Raw genomic sequence first — 16,265 nt, 5'->3', positions numbered from 1 at the left:
TCTCAAGGAGCATGTCAGCCCGCCGGGCGCCCCTCCCCGGCGTGGCGAGGCGACTCCGGCACCGGCGCGGGCTCGTGGCGTGGCGGCGGCGCGCGGAACCGCCACAGCGCCAGCGCGCCGTACAGCAGCGCCAGCAGCAGCAGGTTGAGCAGCTCGCCGCCGATCTCGGGCAGGCGCGCGCCCATCTGCTGGGTGCGCACGATGGCGTTGATGCCGGGCGTGGTCGGCAGCAGCTTGGCCAGCGCCACCAACGCCGGCGGCGAGGCCAGCGCCGGCCACGACAGGTTGGACAGGAAGAACAGCGGGATCGACACGGCGGTGAGGTACTGGAACGCGCGCTCGCGGGTCGTGAAGAAGCTGCCGACGAACAGGCCGAACGACACCGTCGCCAGCGCGAACAGCAGCACCGCCAGCAGCAGGCCCGGCACGTTGCCGCCGCGCGGATAGTCCTGCGCCCAGGCAGTGAAGCCGGCGTAGTACAGCAGCCCGCACACGGCGATCAGCACGAATGCCGCGGCCATGCCCAGCAGCACCACGGGTGCGAAATGCAGGCGCCGGCCCAGCTGCGCGCGGCGGCTGCCCAGCAGCACGCCGATGCCCAGCAGCAGGGTCTGGTGCACGATCAATTCGGCCACGCCCGGCACCACGCTGCTGCCGTAGCCCTCGCGGGTGTTGTACAGCGGCCGCTGCACCAGCTCCAGCGGCGCGGCTTGCGGCGGCCCCATGAACGCGGTCTGGCGCATCGCCTGCGCGCGGGCGAAGGCGGTGATGCCCTCGGCCAGCCCGTTGAGGACGGCGCTGGCGCGGCTCAGGTAGGCGCCATTGCCCAGCAGCACCAGCCGGCCGCTGCCGCCGCGCAGGATGTCGCGCTCCAGCCGCGCCGGGATCAGCACGATGCCGTCCACATGCCCGGCCTCCAGCTGCGCGCGCGCCTGCGCCAGATCCGCCGGCTGCGTCACCACCCGCACCGCGCGCAGCGCGTCGACATGCCGGATCAGTTCGCGACTGGTGGCACTGCGGTCGGCATCGACCACCGCGATCGGCAGGTCGCTGGCGACCTGGTGGCGGTACGCCGCCGGGTAGAAGAACGAATACAGCAGGATCGCGCCGATCATCACCGCGCGCGCCGTTGAATCGGCGAACACCGCCTGCAACGTGGCGCGGAAGCTGGTGGCGATGCGGCTCATGCCGGCACCGGCGGCGCAGCGACGGGGGTGCGTGCCGTGCGCACCAGCAACCACGCGCCGAGGCCACCGGCCAGCGCCGCCATCAGCAGCAGCACGCCCAGCGGGCGCAGCGACAGCGGCCACGGCGTGCCCATGAACAGCTGCTGCATCTGCAGTTGCACATAGGCGGTGAGCGGCAGCAATGCGTTCCACACGCGGGTGAACAGCGGCGCCTCGATCACCGGGAAGGTGGCGCCGGAAAACGCCAGCGCGGTGCCGATGCTCAAGCCCACCAGCGACAGGCCCGTGCCCATGTCGCGCGTGAGCGCCATGAACAGCAGTGCGAAGCTGCAGCTGGCGAGGTAGAACAGCGGCTGCGCCAGCAACAGCAGCCACAGGCTGCCGGCCACGCCGTCGCCGCGCGCGTAGGCCACGTACAGCACCCCCAGCGCGCCATACAGCGAGAACAACGCCACATGGGGGCTCAGCTTGCCGGCGATGGCGGCCCAGGGGCGCTCGCCCAACCATTCGGCCAGGCGGCCGTCGCGGCGCTCGCGGCCGACCGCGCCGCCGGCGGTCAGCGCGGCCAGCAGCGAAAGCACCGCGGGCAGGATCAGCGGCAGCAGGAACAGCTCGTAGCTGCGTGCCGGGTTGTGCAGCACCGTGGCCTGCACCGTCACCGGCGCCGCGCGCAGGCGCGCCGGCCCCGTCTGCCGGCCGATCCGCTCGCGCAGCATGCGCGCGTTGAAAGCACCCACCGCGTCGGCGATGTCACGCGCGGCCGACTGGCCGGTCGCCATGTAGGTGGCGTTGTAGAACGCGTACACCGGCGCGGCCTCGCCACGCAAGGCGCGTCGGCTCATGTCGCGCGGCACCAGCACGATGGCGAACACCTCCAGCGCGCGCAGCTGTGCCTGCGCCTGCGCCAGCGACGCCGGCTGGCTGGCGATCGCCACGCCCGGGCTGGCGTCGATGGCACGCGCCAGCGCGCGGCTGTCCGCGCTGCCGTCCAGATCCACCAGCGCCACCGGCACCTGGCGCAACACCGAGGCGGAGAACAGCCACATCATCAGCGCCATCAGCAGCAGCGGCATCAGCGTGAGCAGCGCCAGCTCCCAGCGGTCGTGGCGCCAGTGGCGCAGTTCGCGTCGCAGCGAAGCAGAGAAGGCGGCCAGCGTGCCCGTTGTCAGCCCTGCGGCCATGCGAACAGCACGCTCATGCCCGGGCGGAAGCCGTCGATGGGCTGCCGTGGCCGCGCCCGCACCTCGAAGCTGCGCACATCGTAGCCGGACGACTGGCGCGTGCTGCGCCAGGTGGCGTAGTCGCCGGCCGGGCTGATGAAGTACACCTCGAACTCGGCACCACGCCCATCCAGCGCGGGAATCGTGCCCTGCAGCGTCGCGCCCGGCTTGAGCCCGTGCAGCTGGTCTTCGCGCAGGGTCAGCGCCACCCACATGGCGTCGATGTCGACCACGGTGAACACCGGGTAGCCGGCCGGCACCAGTTCACCGATGTCGGACAGGCGCTTGCCCACCTCGCCGGCCAGCGGCGCACGGCCCAGCGTTTCCTGCCGCGCGGCGTCGACCTCGGCCTTGGCGCCTTCGGCCTGGCGCACCTGGGCCAGCGCCGCAGCCTTGTCCTGGCTGCGCGCGCCGGCCAGCGCCTGGTCGTATTGCGCACGCGCCGCGCGCGCCAGCTCCTGGGAACTGAGCGCCTGCGCCTGCGCCTCGTCGCGCTTCTGCCGCGTCACCACGCCTTCGTGGAACAGGTTGTCCACGCGGCGGAAGGTGGCCGTGGCCAGCTCGGCGCCGGCCACCGCGCGCCTCCAGTTGGCCTCGGCGGCGCGGATGTCCTCGCTGCGGGCACCCTCCTCGGCCTTGTCCGCCACTGCCTGCGCGGCCGCCACCGCGGCGTCGGCCTGGCGCTCCTTGGCGGCGACTTCCGGGCTGTCCAGCTCGAACAGCACCTGTCCGGCCGCGACCCGCTCGCCCTCGCGCACATGCAGCTTCTGCAGTCGCGCCGTGACCTTGGCCGCGACGTTGACGGTGTCGGCGTCGGCCATGCCCTGCACCTGGTCGGCCGGGCGGCGCAGGCCCAGCCACAGGCCCAGCGCGACCAGCACCAGCAGCAGGCCGCCACCGATGGCGAACGCGCGGCGATGCCGCGGGCTGACGCCCGGTTCCAGCGAATCGCTCATTCCAGCACCTTGTCCGCCCGTCGGCGGTAGTCGTCGAACCGATCCATCTGCCCGCTCACTTCCAGCAGCTGCGCCAGTGCCACGTCGAACTGATAGGCGGCCTGCGCCCGCTCCACCCGTGCCCCGCCCAACGCCAGGCGCGCATCGATCACGTCCAGCGAAGTCGCCAGGCCTTCGCGGTAGGACAGCTCCTGCAGGCGCAGGTTCTCCTCGGCCTGGGCGATGCTGCTGTCGAGCAGGCGGAACTGGGTGCGCGCGGTGTCCAGCTCGTTCCACGCCTTGCCCACGCCCAGCCGCAGCTGGTTCTCGGCCTCGCTCACGCCCGAGCGCGCCTGCTCCAGCTGCGCGCGTGCGGCGCTGACCTGCAGCGGCCGCGCGCTCGGCGACAGCAAGGTGTAGCGCAGGCCGATGCCGAACGCCCAGTCGGCGTCACTCAGCAGCGCGTCGCGGCGGTGCAGGTCGTATTGCCCGAACAGGTAGACCTGCGGCTTGAGCTTGGCCTGCTGCACGCGCACGCCCTGTTCGGCCTGCGCGGCGAGCGCGCGCAGGCGCTCGATTTGCGGATGATGCTGCAGCGCGCTGCGCTCGAACTCCTCACGTGCGCCCAGTGGCGCGTCGATCACGAACAGCGGCGAGGACGTGCGCACCGCCCCGCCACTGCGCAGCAGCGTGGCCAGTGCCTGCTGCAGGGTCGCCAGATCGTTGCGCGCCTTCTGGTAGTCGCGCTCGGCCTTGTCCCGGGCGACGTTGGCCTGCAGGCGCTGGGCGCGGCTGGCGAAACCCTCGCGCTCGAGCTTGAGTGCATCGTCCAGGTGCTGCTGCAGGCCGTCACGCACCTCGCGCCGCACCTGCACCGCCTGCTCGGCCAGCTGCTGGCCGAAATAGGCCTGCACCAGCTGCAACGCAAGCGACTGCCGCTGCGCCTCGTGCTCGGCCTGCGCCTGCGCGGTGGCCGCCTGCGCCGCCTGCTGCGCCGCGGGGATCAGTCCACCGCTGTACAGCGGCATGCTGGCGGTGACAATCGGGCGCGTGCGCCAATCGCGCTCGGCGAAGCGCAGCGGCGATTCGATGCCGAAGGCCTCGGCCACCGGCGCCAGCGAGCCCAGCGGCAGCCGCAGGGTCTTCTGGAACTGCATGCGGCGCACGTCGGCGGTGATTTCCGGCAGCCGCAGGTAGCGGCTGGCATCCTGCAGGTCCTGCTTGTTGCGTACCCCGGCCTGGGCCGCGGCGAGCGCGTCGGAGACCTGTTCCAGGCGTTCGCGCGCCTGCTCGAAACTCAGCACCGGCACATCGGCGGCGACCGCGTTGCCGGCCAGGAACAGGCAGGCTGCCAGCAGCCGCGCCTGCCTCTTCATTGCCGGCTGCTTGCCCACCATCGCGGATGGTCCTTTCCTCATACGCGGGCCAGCATAGCGCCGGCCTCGTGAGGAAAGAAGCGTGCGCGCGAGCGTCAGGCGGTGCGACTCAGGCCGCTTCGGCCAGAGCCACGGGTTCGGCAGCAGACGTGCAGGGCCGCGGCGCAAGTTCGGCCAGGGTCTCGCCCTCCAGACCGAGCAGGCGCAGCGTGCCGTCCGCATCCTCGGCCAGCGCGGTCAGGCTTTCCACCCAATCGCCATCGTTGGCATAGATCAGGCCATCGCGCTCGAGCAGTGCCGGGCGGTGGATATGGCCGCAGATGATGCCGTCAAGGCCGCGATTGGCCGCATCCTCGAGCCCGGCCTGGACGAAACGGGCGATGTAGGCTTCCGCCGCGGCGCTGCGCTGCTTGAGGAATTCGGCCAGCGACCAGTAGCGCAGGCCGAAGCGGCCGCGCAACCGGTTGGCCCATGCATTCCAGGTCAGGATGCGCTCGTACAGCCAATCGCCGAAACGCTCCTGCAGGCCGCCGAAGTGGGTGATGGCGTCGTAATCATCGCCATGCACCACCAGCAGGCGGCGGCCATCGGCGGTGACGTGGATGGCACGGCGACGCACCTGCATCGCCGGCAGCATCAGTCCGCACAGCTGGCGCAGCGGGCGGTCGTGGTTGCCGGGCACGTAGATGATGTGCGTGCCGGCGCGGCGCAGTGCGTGCAGCGCCTCGACCACCTGGTTGTGCGCCGCGTCCCAGTGCGCGCGACGCCGTGCCAGCCACCACATGTCGACGATGTCGCCGACCAGGTACAGCCGCTGGCAGGACACCCCGCGCAGGAACGCCGCCAGTTGTGCCGCATGGCAGTGCCGCGAGCCCAGGTGCAGATCGGAAATGAACAGCGTGCGGCAGTGACGACGCGAAGCAATGGACGTGTTCATGCGCGTGCCTCCCCGGTTTCGAAATAGCGCCGTCGCTTGCCCGCGCGCAGGGTCGCCAGATCGACCTCGATCAGGCCATCGATGGCGTTGTTGAAGTCCGGGTCCACGCCGAAGGCGAGGAAACGCACGCCGCCCGGTTCGCACAGTTCGGTGTATTGCTTGTACAGCGTGGGCACCCGGCTGCCGAGCGTGGCGAGGTTGGCGCGCAGCACGCCGAAGGCGGTGTCGGCATCGAGCGTGCCGAAGTCCGGCGGCGTGGCGCAATAGGCGAACGGCCGCAGCGAACGCGCAAGGCCATCCTCGCTGCCGAAATAGCGGCTGTAATAGGCCACCAGCGCGTCGCGCGCCGCCGCCGGCAGCGCGGCGCTGATCGACACCGGGCCGAACAGCCAGCGCACCTGTGGATGTTCGCGCAGATACAGGCCGATGCCCTGCCACAGGTAGTCCAGGCTGCGGCTGTGCCAATACTCGGGGCAGACGAAGCTGCGCCCCAGTTCCATGCCGGCGGCCAGCCGCGGCACGGCGGCTTCGCGGTAATGGAACAGCGAGGCGGTGTACAGGCCGGGCAGTCCGCGTCCGGCCAGCACCTCGGCACCGCGTGCAAGGCGGTAGGCGCCGGCAATGCGCATCGCCGGCGCATCCCACAGCACGATGTGCTCGTACCAGGCATCGAATTCGTCGATGTCGCGGCTGCGCCCGCTGCCCTCGCCCACCATGCGGAAGGTACGCTCGCGCAGGCGGCCGATCTCGCGCATCAGCGACGAATCCATCGCCAGCCGTCCGCAACGGATCTCTTTGCCGTCGGAGGTATGGCCAAGCAGTCGCAAGCGCTGGATGTCGGCCTCGACCCGCGCCGCGGGCTCGGCCGCGGCCAGCGGCGGCATCGCACCCTGCCCCGCTGCGCGGGCGCGTCCAAGCCGATACAGCTCGGCACGCAGCGCCTGCAGCGTGCGCCGCTCGTCGGCGTGCGTGGCCAGCGGGCGTGGCGTGCCGATGCGCAGTTCGATCCGGCGACCGCCACGGGCGAAGATCTCGCGCGCCAGCAGCACCGTGCCGGCCGGCTTGAACAGCGCCGAGGCGCCATAGAACAGCGCCGAATTGCGCGCACGCACGTGCACCGGCAACACCGGGGTGCCGGTGGCGCGTGCGAAGCGCAGGAAGCCCGGCTCCCAGCGGCGGTCGCGGATGCCGCGTGGCGACAGCCGCGATACCTCGCCGGCGGGAAACACCACCACACATTCCTCGCGCATCAGCGCGGCGCGGATCGCACGCAACGAGCCGACACCCGCCCCGCCGCCGAACACGCGCAACGGCAGCAGCAGATCGGCCAGCGGGGTGATCGCGCACAGCATGTCGTTGGCGACGATGCGCACGTCGCGGCGCACGCGGCCGATGGCGTCAAGCAGGGCGAACGCATCCAGCGCGCCGGAGGGATGGTTGGCCACCACCAGCAGGCGGCCGCGCGGCGGGATGCGCGCCAGCGCCTCGGCATCCACCTGGCAATGCACATCCAGGTGTTCGAGCGCGGCACGCACGAAGTCGAAGCCGCGCCGCTCGGGTGCGGCCTGCAGGAACGCTTCGATCCGCTCCAGCCGCGACAGCTTTTCCACCCCGCGCAGCAAGGGCCTGGCAATGCGCGCACGCGGGCCGTGGAACCAGTGCGGAAAACGCTGCCGGACACGGGCTTGCAATTCGAGCATCGGCACACCGGGAGGCGGAACCTGCCCTGCACAGTGCCGCGCGGTCGCGTCAACCCGGTTGCAATCCGGTTGCAACCCGGTGACGGTGCGCGACAACCGCGGCTTAACGATCGTTGGCGGCTGCCGCCCGGCTCATCTGCACACGCGACGGCGAGGCGGTATCATGCGCACCCTATCTTTTCATCCGAATCAAGGGATAAAGCCCATGTCCAGCTACCTGTTCACCTCCGAATCGGTGTCCGAAGGCCACCCGGACAAGATCGCGGACCAGATTTCCGACGCCGTGCTGGACGCCATCCTGGCGCAGGACAAGCGCGCCCGCGTGGCCTGCGAAACCATGGTCAAGACCGGCGCGGCGATCGTCGCCGGCGAGGTCACCACCAGCGCCTGGGTGGACATCGAGGCGCTGGCGCGCAAGGTCATCAACGGCATCGGCTACGACAACTCCGACGTCGGCTTCGATGGCCACACCTGCGCCATCATCAACATGCTTGGCAAGCAGTCGCCGGACATCAACCAGGGCGTGGACCGCAAGAAGCCCGAGGAACAAGGTGCCGGCGATCAGGGCCTGATGTTCGGCTATGCCTGCAACGAGGCGCCGGAATACATGCCCGCGCCGATCTACTACAGCCACCGCTTGGTCGAGCAGCAGGCCAAGGTGCGCAAGTCCGGCAAGCTGAAGTGGCTGCGCCCGGACGCCAAGAGCCAGGTGACCCTGCGCTACAGCGACGATGGCAACAGCATCCTCGGCCTGGACGCGGTGGTGCTGTCCACCCAGCACGACCCCGGCATCAAGCAGAAGGACCTGATCGAGGCGGTGCGCGAGCAGATCCTCAAGCCGGTGCTGCCGAAGAAGTGGCTGGAGTCGCTGCCGAAGAACAAGGTGCACATCAACCCGACCGGCAAGTTCGTGATCGGCGGGCCGGTGGGCGACTGCGGCCTGACCGGACGCAAGATCATCGTCGATACCTACGGCGGCATGGCCCGCCACGGTGGCGGCGCGTTCTCCGGCAAGGACCCCTCCAAGGTGGACCGCAGCGCGGCGTACGCCGCCCGTTACGTGGCCAAGAACATCGTCGCCGCGGGCCTTGCCGACAAGTGCGAGGTGCAGCTGTCCTACGCCATCGGCGTGGCCGAACCGACCAGCATCTCGGTCACAACCTTCGGCACCGGCAAGGTGACCGACGCCCTTATCGAAAAACTGATCCGCGCCCACTTCGACCTGCGCCCGTACGGGCTTACGCGCATGCTGGACCTGGAGCATCCCATCTACCAGCCCACGGCCAGCTACGGCCACTTCGGCCGCAAGCCCAAGGCGATCAGCTACACCGACGGCGCCGGCAAGAAGCAGACCGCCACTGCCTTCAGCTGGGAAAAGACCGACAAGGCCGAGGAACTGCGCAAGGCGGCGAAGCTGAAGTAAGCCGCGGCACCTTCGTCGACTGCAATGAAAACGGGCCGCATCGCGCGGCCCGTTTCATTTCACGCTGGCGGCTTACTGCGCCTGGCAGGTGAAGCCGAAGGTGGCGCTGGCGCCGTTGCCGAGCGTCGGCAGGGTCAGGCCGGCCTTCAACTGGCCCAAGGTCAGCGGGCCGGCCGGGCAACTGCTGGCCGGCGTCCCCGTGCAGCTGACCGGCGCGCTGTCGGCGCAGGACAGGCCCGAGGTCGCGTCCGGGGTGTCGGTGAGCACCGCGCCGGTGACCGGGTCGGGCCCGTGGTTGGTGACGACGAGCTGGTACTGGATGGGCGCACCCAACGCCACCGGCCCGGTCGGCGTGGCGGTCTTGGCCACGCTCAGGTCGGCCTCAAGGCGGCTGTTCTCGAAGGTGCACACGAAGCTGTTGCCGGTGGCGATGACGCTGCCTGGCAGGGTGAAACGGCGATTGGCCATGTCCGCGCTGCCGACCGGCGCGCCATTCAGTGTGCAGCTCATCGCACTCAGCCTCCAGCCCATCGGCAGGGTGGATTCGGTGATTTGCACCGGCTGGCCAAGATTGGCATTGAGCACGGTGAACGGCTGCAGCCCGGTGCGCGTGGTGTCACCATCGACCTGAGCGGCAGTCCCCGCCGTGGTGGTGCTGACGCTGCCGCTGGTATGCACGGTGTTGCTGAGGGTGAAGTCGAACGGGCCGCCCGCCTGGCCGTGGGTCAGCTTGTTGAGAATGATGGCCGGCGCACCTTGCGGCGGCGCATTGGGGCAGCGTGCGCCATCGAGTCGGCTGGCGGTCGGCGTCTGGGCGAGACGGTCGTAACTGGGGCTTGCCGTATGTGGATTGAACACACGATAGACATAGCCGAACGCACCGCCACTGCCGGACTTGTAGGCATACAGGGTGCCCTGGCTGTCGAAGAACAAGCCGCCGAAACCGCCGCCGGTGGTTTCGCCGGTCGGCAGCAGACCCGCTGCCACCACCTGGCTTGCACCGGTGGCCGGATTGACACGGATCAGGTCGCCACCAGTGCTGTTGACGCTGTAGATCATGCCGTCGATCGGGCTGAAGGCAAGATCGGTGGTATCCGCCAGCGCGCTGCCTACGTTGACACGGTCCACGAAGGCATTGGTATCGACGTTGAGCCGGTAGAGCCAACTGCCACCATCATGACCCACGTAATAGCCCGTACTTGGCTGGATATCCGCCGCGTAAAAGTCCGGACTTGCATTTGCTGGCATATTTGCGGGGAACGAAGAAAGCAGAACAGTCACACCGCCTTGCCCGACTCGCGCAAGACGGTTAACTCCCCAATTCCAGCCCCAGATGAACCCGTCCTGGCTGCGGAAGCCGATGCCGTTGACCTGTGCCATGTCCGGATCCGGCGGCCCCTGCACGGTCATCGCGCCGGTGGCGAGATCCAGCGTGTACAGGCTGGTGGGCGTACTGCCGGCGCCGCGAGTGATGAAGGCATCCGCCGGGCAACTGCCCAGCGACGTTTGCGCCGCCACCGGCAAGGCCAATACCGCAGCCGCCGCCCCCAACACTGCCGCCACCATGCGTTTGTTCATCGTCCTGCCCCGGATCGGATGATCGAATTATAGGCAAGTCGGCGTCAGGATGTGACGCAGCTCCCGCTTTTAGTGCGACACAGGCAAACGCCGCCCCCGACGCCGGGCCGGCGCGCAGACCTGCACCTCCGGCCCGGTCGAACGCCGCTCATCGCGCCGGCGGCTCCGCCTGCGGCTTCAGGTGCTGCTGCAGCCAGTCGTTGCTTTCGGCCAGCATGTGGTAGATCGATTCGCGGGCGCGGTAGCCGTGCGATTCGTTGGGCAGCATCACCAGGCGCACGGTGCCGCCGAGGCCGGCGACGGCCGCGTACATGCGTTCGGACTGCACCGGGAAGGTGCCGGAGTTGTTGTCCTGCTCGCCGTGGATCAGCAGCAGCGGTGCCTTGATCTTGTCCGCGTGGTTGAACGGCGACATCGCGGCATAGGTGTCGGCGGCCTGCCAGAAGTTGCGTTCCTCGGCCTGGAAGCCGAACGGGGTCAGGGTGCGGTTGTAGGCGCCGCTGCGGGCGATGCCGGCACGGAACAGGCGCGTATGCGCGAGCAGGTTGGCGGTCATGAAGGCGCCATAGCTGTGCCCGCCGACGGCGATTCGGTCGCGGTCGGCAACACCGCGGCGCACCACTTCATCGACCGCGGCCTGCGCGCCGGCCGCCAGCTGGCGCACATAGGTGTCATTGGGTTCGGCATCGCCCTCGCCGATGATCGGCATGGTCGGGTTGTCCAGCACCGCATAGCCCATCGCCAGCCACGGCAGCGGGCCCCAGTAGCTGATCGCGTTGAAGCGCCACGGCGAGCCGGTGACCTGGCTGGCATCGCCGGCGCTGCGGAACTCGCGCGGGTAGGCCCACATCAGCAGCGGCAGCGGGCCGTCGCGCTTGGGGTCGTGGCCTGGTGGCAGGTACAGGGTGGCGGTCAGATCAACGCCGTCATCGCGCTTGTAGCGGATCAGCTCCTTGCTCACCTCCTGCAACTGCGGGGTGGGATGCGGGAAGCGGGTCAGCGCCACCGGCGCGTCATCGCTGCCGGTGCTGCGCAGGTGCACATTGGGTGGCGAGCGCGGCGACTCGTGCATGGTCAGGATGCGGCTGCCCTCGGCATCCAGCAGTGCCACCGGCATCTCGTACATCTCGCCACTGGAGCGGAACAGGCGGGTCGCCTGCAGCGACTGCAGCGATTGCCGATCCAGGAACGGGCGATCGCCCTCGTCCGAGGCACCGGCGCCGATGCGATAGATGCTGCCGCCATCGGCACTGGTCAGCAGCCGCGCATTGCCCGCGGCATCGGCCACCATCACCGGCGTGCCGGGGTCGTTGTAGCGGTCCTGCACCGAGCCTTCATGCATCAGCCGTGGCGCGGCCTGCGGCGCATCGGGCTGGATCAGCCACTGCTTCTGATGGCGGTCGCGCCACCAGAACTCGTTGAGGATGGCCAGGTCGCCGCGGCCCCAGTGGATGCCGCGGAAGCGGCTGCCCAGCCGCGCCAGCACCTGCGGCTGGGCGCGGAACGGCGCCGCCTGCATGTAGACGATGTCGCGCACCTCGGCCGCACGTGCCGGGTCGCCGCCATCGGCGGCCTCGGCCCAGACCAGGGTGGCCGGCGCGTCGTGGCGCCAGGCGACGTTGCGCACGCCCTCGGGCACCGCGTCGTTGCCGGTCGGCAGCCCTTCGACCAGCGGCAGGCTGGCCACGGTATGCCGCACCCGGCCCTGCAGGTCGCGCACTTCGATCACCCGCGGGAACATGCGGTACGGCACCGAATACGAATACGGCGTGATGATGCGCTCGCTGAGGATATGCCGGCCATCCGGCGACACGCTGAGGCGGATGAAGGCATCGGCCGTGCCGATTTCACGCACCGCGCCGTCGATGCCGACCAGCGCCGGCTGGTTGCGCACCAGGTATTCGAAACGGCGTGCATCCAGCGGGCTGGACAGCAGGTCCTGATAGGTGCGCAGGCTGCGCACCGCGCCGCTGCCGGCGGACTGCTGGATATTGGGGCCGGCCGGCACGCCATCGCCGACCGGCAACGCGCCGGCATCGGCCGGGCGCAGGCTGACCAGCAGGCCGCGGCTGTCGGGCAGCCACTGGTAGCCGCGATCGGTCACCGTGTTCAGCGCGCGCGTGGTCAGCTGCCGCGCCTTGCGTGCGCCGACATCCACCAGCCACAGGCTGTTGACGCCCTTGGCCGGCTCGACCTGATTGAAGGCGAGATAACGCTGGTCCGGCGACCACGCGCTGCTGGCGATCGACAGCGGCGTGGGCAGGCCGTCGATGCCCAGTTCGCGGCCACCGGCGACTTCCAGCAGCTTGAGGTCATCGCCGAACACGAACTGGCTGGACGAGAACGAACGCGGATGGATGCGGGTGCCGCCGAGCTTCAGTTCCTCCTGCGCGACCACCTCGATGCCCGGCAGGCCCGGCTGCGCGATCAGCGCCAGCAGGTCGCGTTGCGGGCTCAGGCTCAGCTGCGGCGCGCGCGGCGCATCGGCAATCGCTTTCAACTCCGGCGGCGGCGTGCGGTAGGCGGTTTGCGCATGGCTGAACAGCGGCGCGAAGGCCAGCAACAGGCCGGCAAGCAGGGGCAGGCGCATCGGGCGTCTCCTCGAAATCGCAATCATCAGCCTGCCACAGGCACGCCACCGCTGCGGGGGCCGGAAGTCATGCCCCACCCCGCACGGCGCGCATTTTGCGCGGACACCTTCTTGCGCGTGGACCGAATCGCATCGGCCGCTGGCCGCCGGCCACGGGCGGGCGCCGCGCCTGTCTGAACATGGCGAATCCGCGGCGTCCTGCCCGGCCCTGTGCGGCGAACGACGCCGGACGAAAAAATGACGCATTCCGGGGCGCGATCGTGAATTGAAGGACAGGCGGTACTGAAACCGGGCGGATCGGCAACCACCGCCGATCCACCCATCGCCTGCCCTTTCAACTGTTGGAGTCTGTGATGACCACTTCCACCACCCCCGAAATCCTGCCGGCCGCGCCGGTTGCCGCCAATCACGTGGACATCGATGCGCTGGCCGTGTCCGACCGCTGGAAAGCCTATTTCAAGGGTCTGCAAAACGCAGGCGGCCTGGGCGCGCCCGCACTCAAGGACCTGCCGCCGGAAGAGCGCAAGCTGCGCCTGAAGGAAGTGCAGCCGCCGCCGGTGAGCATGATCCTGGCGTTCGCCTTCGGCTTGCTCTATTACATCGCCAAGGGCATGTGGAAGAAGGGCTTGGTGCTGCTCGCGATCACGGTGCCGCCCGTGTTCATCCTGTCGATGATCCTGTACTTCATCGGCGGAGAAACCCTCGCCAACGCCACCCGGTTCCTCATCGCTGCCATCTTCGCGTACTCGGCGCCGCGGGATTTCTACGCCACCAAGGTGCTTGGCGACAATGGCTGGCTGCCGGCCAACCCGTGGAAAACGTCCTGATCGACCCGATCACGCTGCGATGAGGACGCCATGAACATGCTGCCACGCCATGTCATTTGCGTGCTCGGCGAGCAAGGTTTTCTCGGCAACGCCGAGGAAGTCGTCGCTTCGTTCGGGAAGGGCTTCGAAGTGGATCTGGAATATTCGGAGGAGGCGCACGATGGCAGGATGCCCCGCGCCTTCGACGTCTGTCGGGATCGTGTCGACCCGAGCATGCTCACGGAGGACTGGGTTGCGGTCGACGCGCACGAGTCCGTCGTCTACATCCTGTCCCCGCCACTGCCGCAGGAAACCGCGCTGGAAACATCGGCCGACGCATTGGCATTGACATCCGCCTTGCTGCAGTCCGGCGGCCTGGCGGCAAAGTCCGAAAGCGCCGGGATCGCGCACGGAAAATCGCGTTGGCTGGCGCTGGCCTCGAGTGCCTCCGGCGGTGACCGCAGGGCGTTGGCCGCGGCCTGGGTGCGCAGACCGATCGTGGATGGCGACGAGTTCTACTCCTGCGGCATGCACCTGCTCGGCCATCCGGATGTGAGCCATCGCGAAGTGGGCGACGAGATGGCGCGTGTGCAAGCGATGGATCGCGCCATCGACGGCCTGCTGCGTGGCGACGGACCGCATGCGCCGTCCATCCCCAGCACGCGCCATGACGAAGACGACCTCTACTTCAATCCTTACGGCTACATCCGCGTTGGCCACCATGACTGACTCGTCTTCGGCCATCGTCGGCATGAACGCGTCTCCCGCCACGACCGGCGCCGCTAAACCCGGCACGGCGCTGCGCATTGCACGCGCCTGGCTGAAGATCGACCTGCTCCTGTGCACTCTGGTGCTGGTCAGCGCCATGCTGGCCTGGGCGATGCTGCCCGGTCTGGAGCCGGGCAGTGCGGATGCGGTGCAGGCATGGATGGATGGCATTTCCGGCGTAGCGGTCGCCCTGACCGGCATCAGCGGCAACCTGCTGCTGTTGCGCGGCAGGCGGGTCGGGCTGTGGCTCGGCCTGGCCTCGCTGCTGTGCGTGGCCATGCGACTCGTGGGGCTGGTGTGGCTCGGACACTGGATGTTGTCGAACCCGGAAATGCTCGATTGCGAACCCGGCGTATTCATCGCCGGCATGGCCATGGGCGGCATTGCACGCCTGTGTCTCGCCCTGTTCCACGGCTGGGCCTTGCTGACGGTGGCGCGCGCCCTGCGCCCCGCCCTGCCAGCCGAACCGGCTGCACCACGGAGCACAGAATGAAGATCCGCTTTCCCAACCCCTACGGCTATCCGCTGCCACCCGCCGGGGAGGTCGTCGAGCTGCAGGCGGAGTTCGAGTTTTCGGATGCCTATGCCGATTTCCTGAAGACGCAGAACGGCCTGTTATTCGACCATCTGGATGCGGCGGGCGATGCCGCCTCGGCCTATTTGCACGGCACGCCCACCGAACCGGGCTATCCCGACGTGCGCGTGCTGTTCGGTTTCCGCAGCCGCGATCCGCATTACGAGCTGGCCGATCGTTTGTGCAGCACGCGCAACCTGTTCCATGGCGTGTTCCTGCCGATCGGCGAAGGCTACGACGGCGCCATGTACGTGGAAGTCCTCGCCGGACGCCAACGCGGCTGCATTGCGAGCCTCGATCATGAAATGCACGCCGGCGCAAACAGCCTGGCCGACTTCTGCAAGGCCATGGAGCTTGGCGACCCGGCGGCAATGAGCACCGACGCACTGGCCGATGCACTCATGGATGACGCGCTGGGGCTGGCCTGGGTGCATGCGGATGATTTCGCCTCTTTCCTGGGCGAATGCCTGCACTTGGACAGCAGCGGCTGCGGCCGGGTGATCGATGCACAGGAGCGTGGATGACGCTGCCAGGGATGGCGGCACCCGCGCCCGATGCGGCTGATGTGGCATGCCGCACGGCAATCTTCAACAACTCGAAGGAAAAGCCATGGATGCTCTTGATGGAAGATATGGCCATGTGGGCGGCATCGAGCAGATTCGTGTCGATGGAACAACGCATTATTTCGGATTCGACTATGGCTCCGACCTCGTGTTGTCGCCGCTGACTGCGGACCTTGAACAGATCACCACGTTTGCCAGTCGGCACATGGAGCAGATGGATGGCTCCCATGACACGGAATACTGGGCTGAGATCGCGCAATACGGCTCGGAGCTGTGCTCCGAGGAGGCGGAAAGGAGCTTCGATCTGCAGCTTCTTGCGCAACAGATGCGCAAGCTGAAAACCGCTCTGGCCAACGGAACCCCGACCATCGATTTCGAGATTCCCTATCACTTGCAATACCTGCTGGCGTCGTCAGGTGGATGGGTGGCGGGTGATCTGGAGGAAGTCGAACTCAAGATCGACGCCATGAACGGAAATGCCGGCGATGATGTCGACCGCGAAAGAACGGCCGGTGAGCTGATTGCGTTTTTCTCGAACCTCGTGCGCAAGGCACGGGGCAATTGGCGGACCATGTTTTCCGTGCTTGATATCGCCGACCCCCGGTGAG

At 68.7% G+C, this 16,265-nt stretch carries 14 protein-coding genes; 6 read left to right on the top strand and 8 right to left on the bottom strand.

Going from position 1 to position 16,265, the window contains the following annotated elements; genetic code table 11:
• Positions 1–14 precede the first annotated feature (14 nt).
• The 6 genes from ACW11F_RS08315 to ACW11F_RS08290 all read right to left on the bottom strand — a co-directional run bounded on the left by ACW11F_RS08315 (position 15) and on the right by ACW11F_RS08290 (position 7,355).
• Positions 15–1,187: an ABC transporter permease gene (locus ACW11F_RS08315; RefSeq protein WP_456996384.1), complete on the bottom strand. Its 1,173-nt coding sequence runs from the start codon at positions 1,185–1,187 to the stop codon at positions 15–17.
• Complete coding sequence (locus ACW11F_RS08310; protein ID WP_456996383.1) at positions 1,184–2,368, bottom strand: ABC transporter permease; 1,185 nt, start codon at positions 2,366–2,368, stop codon at positions 1,184–1,186. Before ACW11F_RS08310 ends, ACW11F_RS08315 begins: the two co-directional genes overlap by 4 nt.
• On the bottom strand, positions 2,353–3,363 hold the full coding sequence (locus ACW11F_RS08305; RefSeq protein ID WP_456996382.1) for an HlyD family secretion protein: 1,011 nt from the start codon (positions 3,361–3,363) through the stop codon (positions 2,353–2,355). The genes ACW11F_RS08310 and ACW11F_RS08305 overlap by 16 nt, the downstream gene beginning before the upstream one ends.
• Complete coding sequence (locus tag ACW11F_RS08300) at positions 3,360–4,718, bottom strand: TolC family protein (protein ID WP_456996381.1); 1,359 nt, start codon at positions 4,716–4,718, stop codon at positions 3,360–3,362. The genes ACW11F_RS08305 and ACW11F_RS08300 overlap by 4 nt, the downstream gene beginning before the upstream one ends.
• Before the next feature lie 109 nt (positions 4,719–4,827).
• A complete protein-coding gene (locus ACW11F_RS08295) occupies positions 4,828–5,655 on the bottom strand; it encodes a UDP-2,3-diacylglucosamine diphosphatase (RefSeq protein WP_456996380.1) in 828 nt (275 codons plus the stop codon).
• Positions 5,652–7,355 (bottom strand): GNAT family N-acyltransferase, encoded by a 1,704-nt coding sequence (locus ACW11F_RS08290; protein WP_456996379.1) that lies wholly within the window; start codon positions 7,353–7,355, stop codon positions 5,652–5,654. Before ACW11F_RS08290 ends, ACW11F_RS08295 begins: the two co-directional genes overlap by 4 nt.
• A 205-nt stretch (positions 7,356–7,560) precedes the next feature.
• Between ACW11F_RS08290 and metK the strand changes: the two genes are divergently transcribed.
• Entirely contained in the window at positions 7,561–8,778 is a 1,218-nt protein-coding gene (gene metK, locus ACW11F_RS08285) for a methionine adenosyltransferase (RefSeq protein ID WP_456996378.1), read from the top strand.
• Between the two features lie 72 nt (positions 8,779–8,850).
• Here metK and ACW11F_RS08280 read toward each other — a convergent pair whose 3' ends face one another.
• A complete protein-coding gene (locus ACW11F_RS08280) occupies positions 8,851–10,356 on the bottom strand; it encodes a DUF6923 family protein (protein WP_456996377.1) in 1,506 nt (501 codons plus the stop codon).
• A 148-nt stretch (positions 10,357–10,504) separates the two neighbouring features.
• Entirely contained in the window at positions 10,505–12,946 is a 2,442-nt protein-coding gene (locus ACW11F_RS08275) for a prolyl oligopeptidase family serine peptidase (RefSeq protein ID WP_456996376.1), read from the bottom strand.
• Between the two features lie 353 nt (positions 12,947–13,299).
• Here ACW11F_RS08275 and ACW11F_RS08270 point away from each other — a divergent pair, with 353 nt between their 5' ends.
• The 5 genes from ACW11F_RS08270 (at position 13,300) to ACW11F_RS08250 (ending at position 16,264) form a co-directional block, all read left to right on the top strand.
• Positions 13,300–13,773 carry a DUF2628 domain-containing protein gene (locus ACW11F_RS08270; RefSeq protein WP_456996375.1) on the top strand — a complete coding sequence of 158 codons (474 nt, stop codon included), beginning with the start codon at positions 13,300–13,302 and terminating at the stop codon, positions 13,771–13,773.
• A gap of 30 nt (positions 13,774–13,803) precedes the next feature.
• The gene (locus ACW11F_RS08265; protein WP_456996374.1) at positions 13,804–14,481 is read left to right on the top strand and encodes a hypothetical protein; all 678 of its coding nucleotides are present in this window, start codon (positions 13,804–13,806) and stop codon (positions 14,479–14,481) included.
• A 22-nt stretch (positions 14,482–14,503) separates the two neighbouring features.
• Positions 14,504–15,013, top strand: a complete 510-nt coding sequence (locus ACW11F_RS08260) for a hypothetical protein (protein ID WP_456996373.1) — start codon at positions 14,504–14,506, stop codon at positions 15,011–15,013.
• On the top strand, positions 15,010–15,618 hold the full coding sequence (locus ACW11F_RS08255; RefSeq protein ID WP_456996372.1) for a hypothetical protein: 609 nt from the start codon (positions 15,010–15,012) through the stop codon (positions 15,616–15,618). Before ACW11F_RS08260 ends, ACW11F_RS08255 begins: the two co-directional genes overlap by 4 nt.
• Before the next feature lie 85 nt (positions 15,619–15,703).
• Positions 15,704–16,264, top strand: coding sequence for a hypothetical protein (locus ACW11F_RS08250; RefSeq protein ID WP_456996371.1), 561 nt, complete (start codon positions 15,704–15,706; stop codon positions 16,262–16,264).
• The last annotated feature ends 1 nt before the right edge of the window (position 16,265 follow it).

The organism is Luteimonas sp. e5 (genome assembly GCF_054031035.1).
This window is presented reverse-complemented; position numbering and strand designations above follow the sequence as displayed.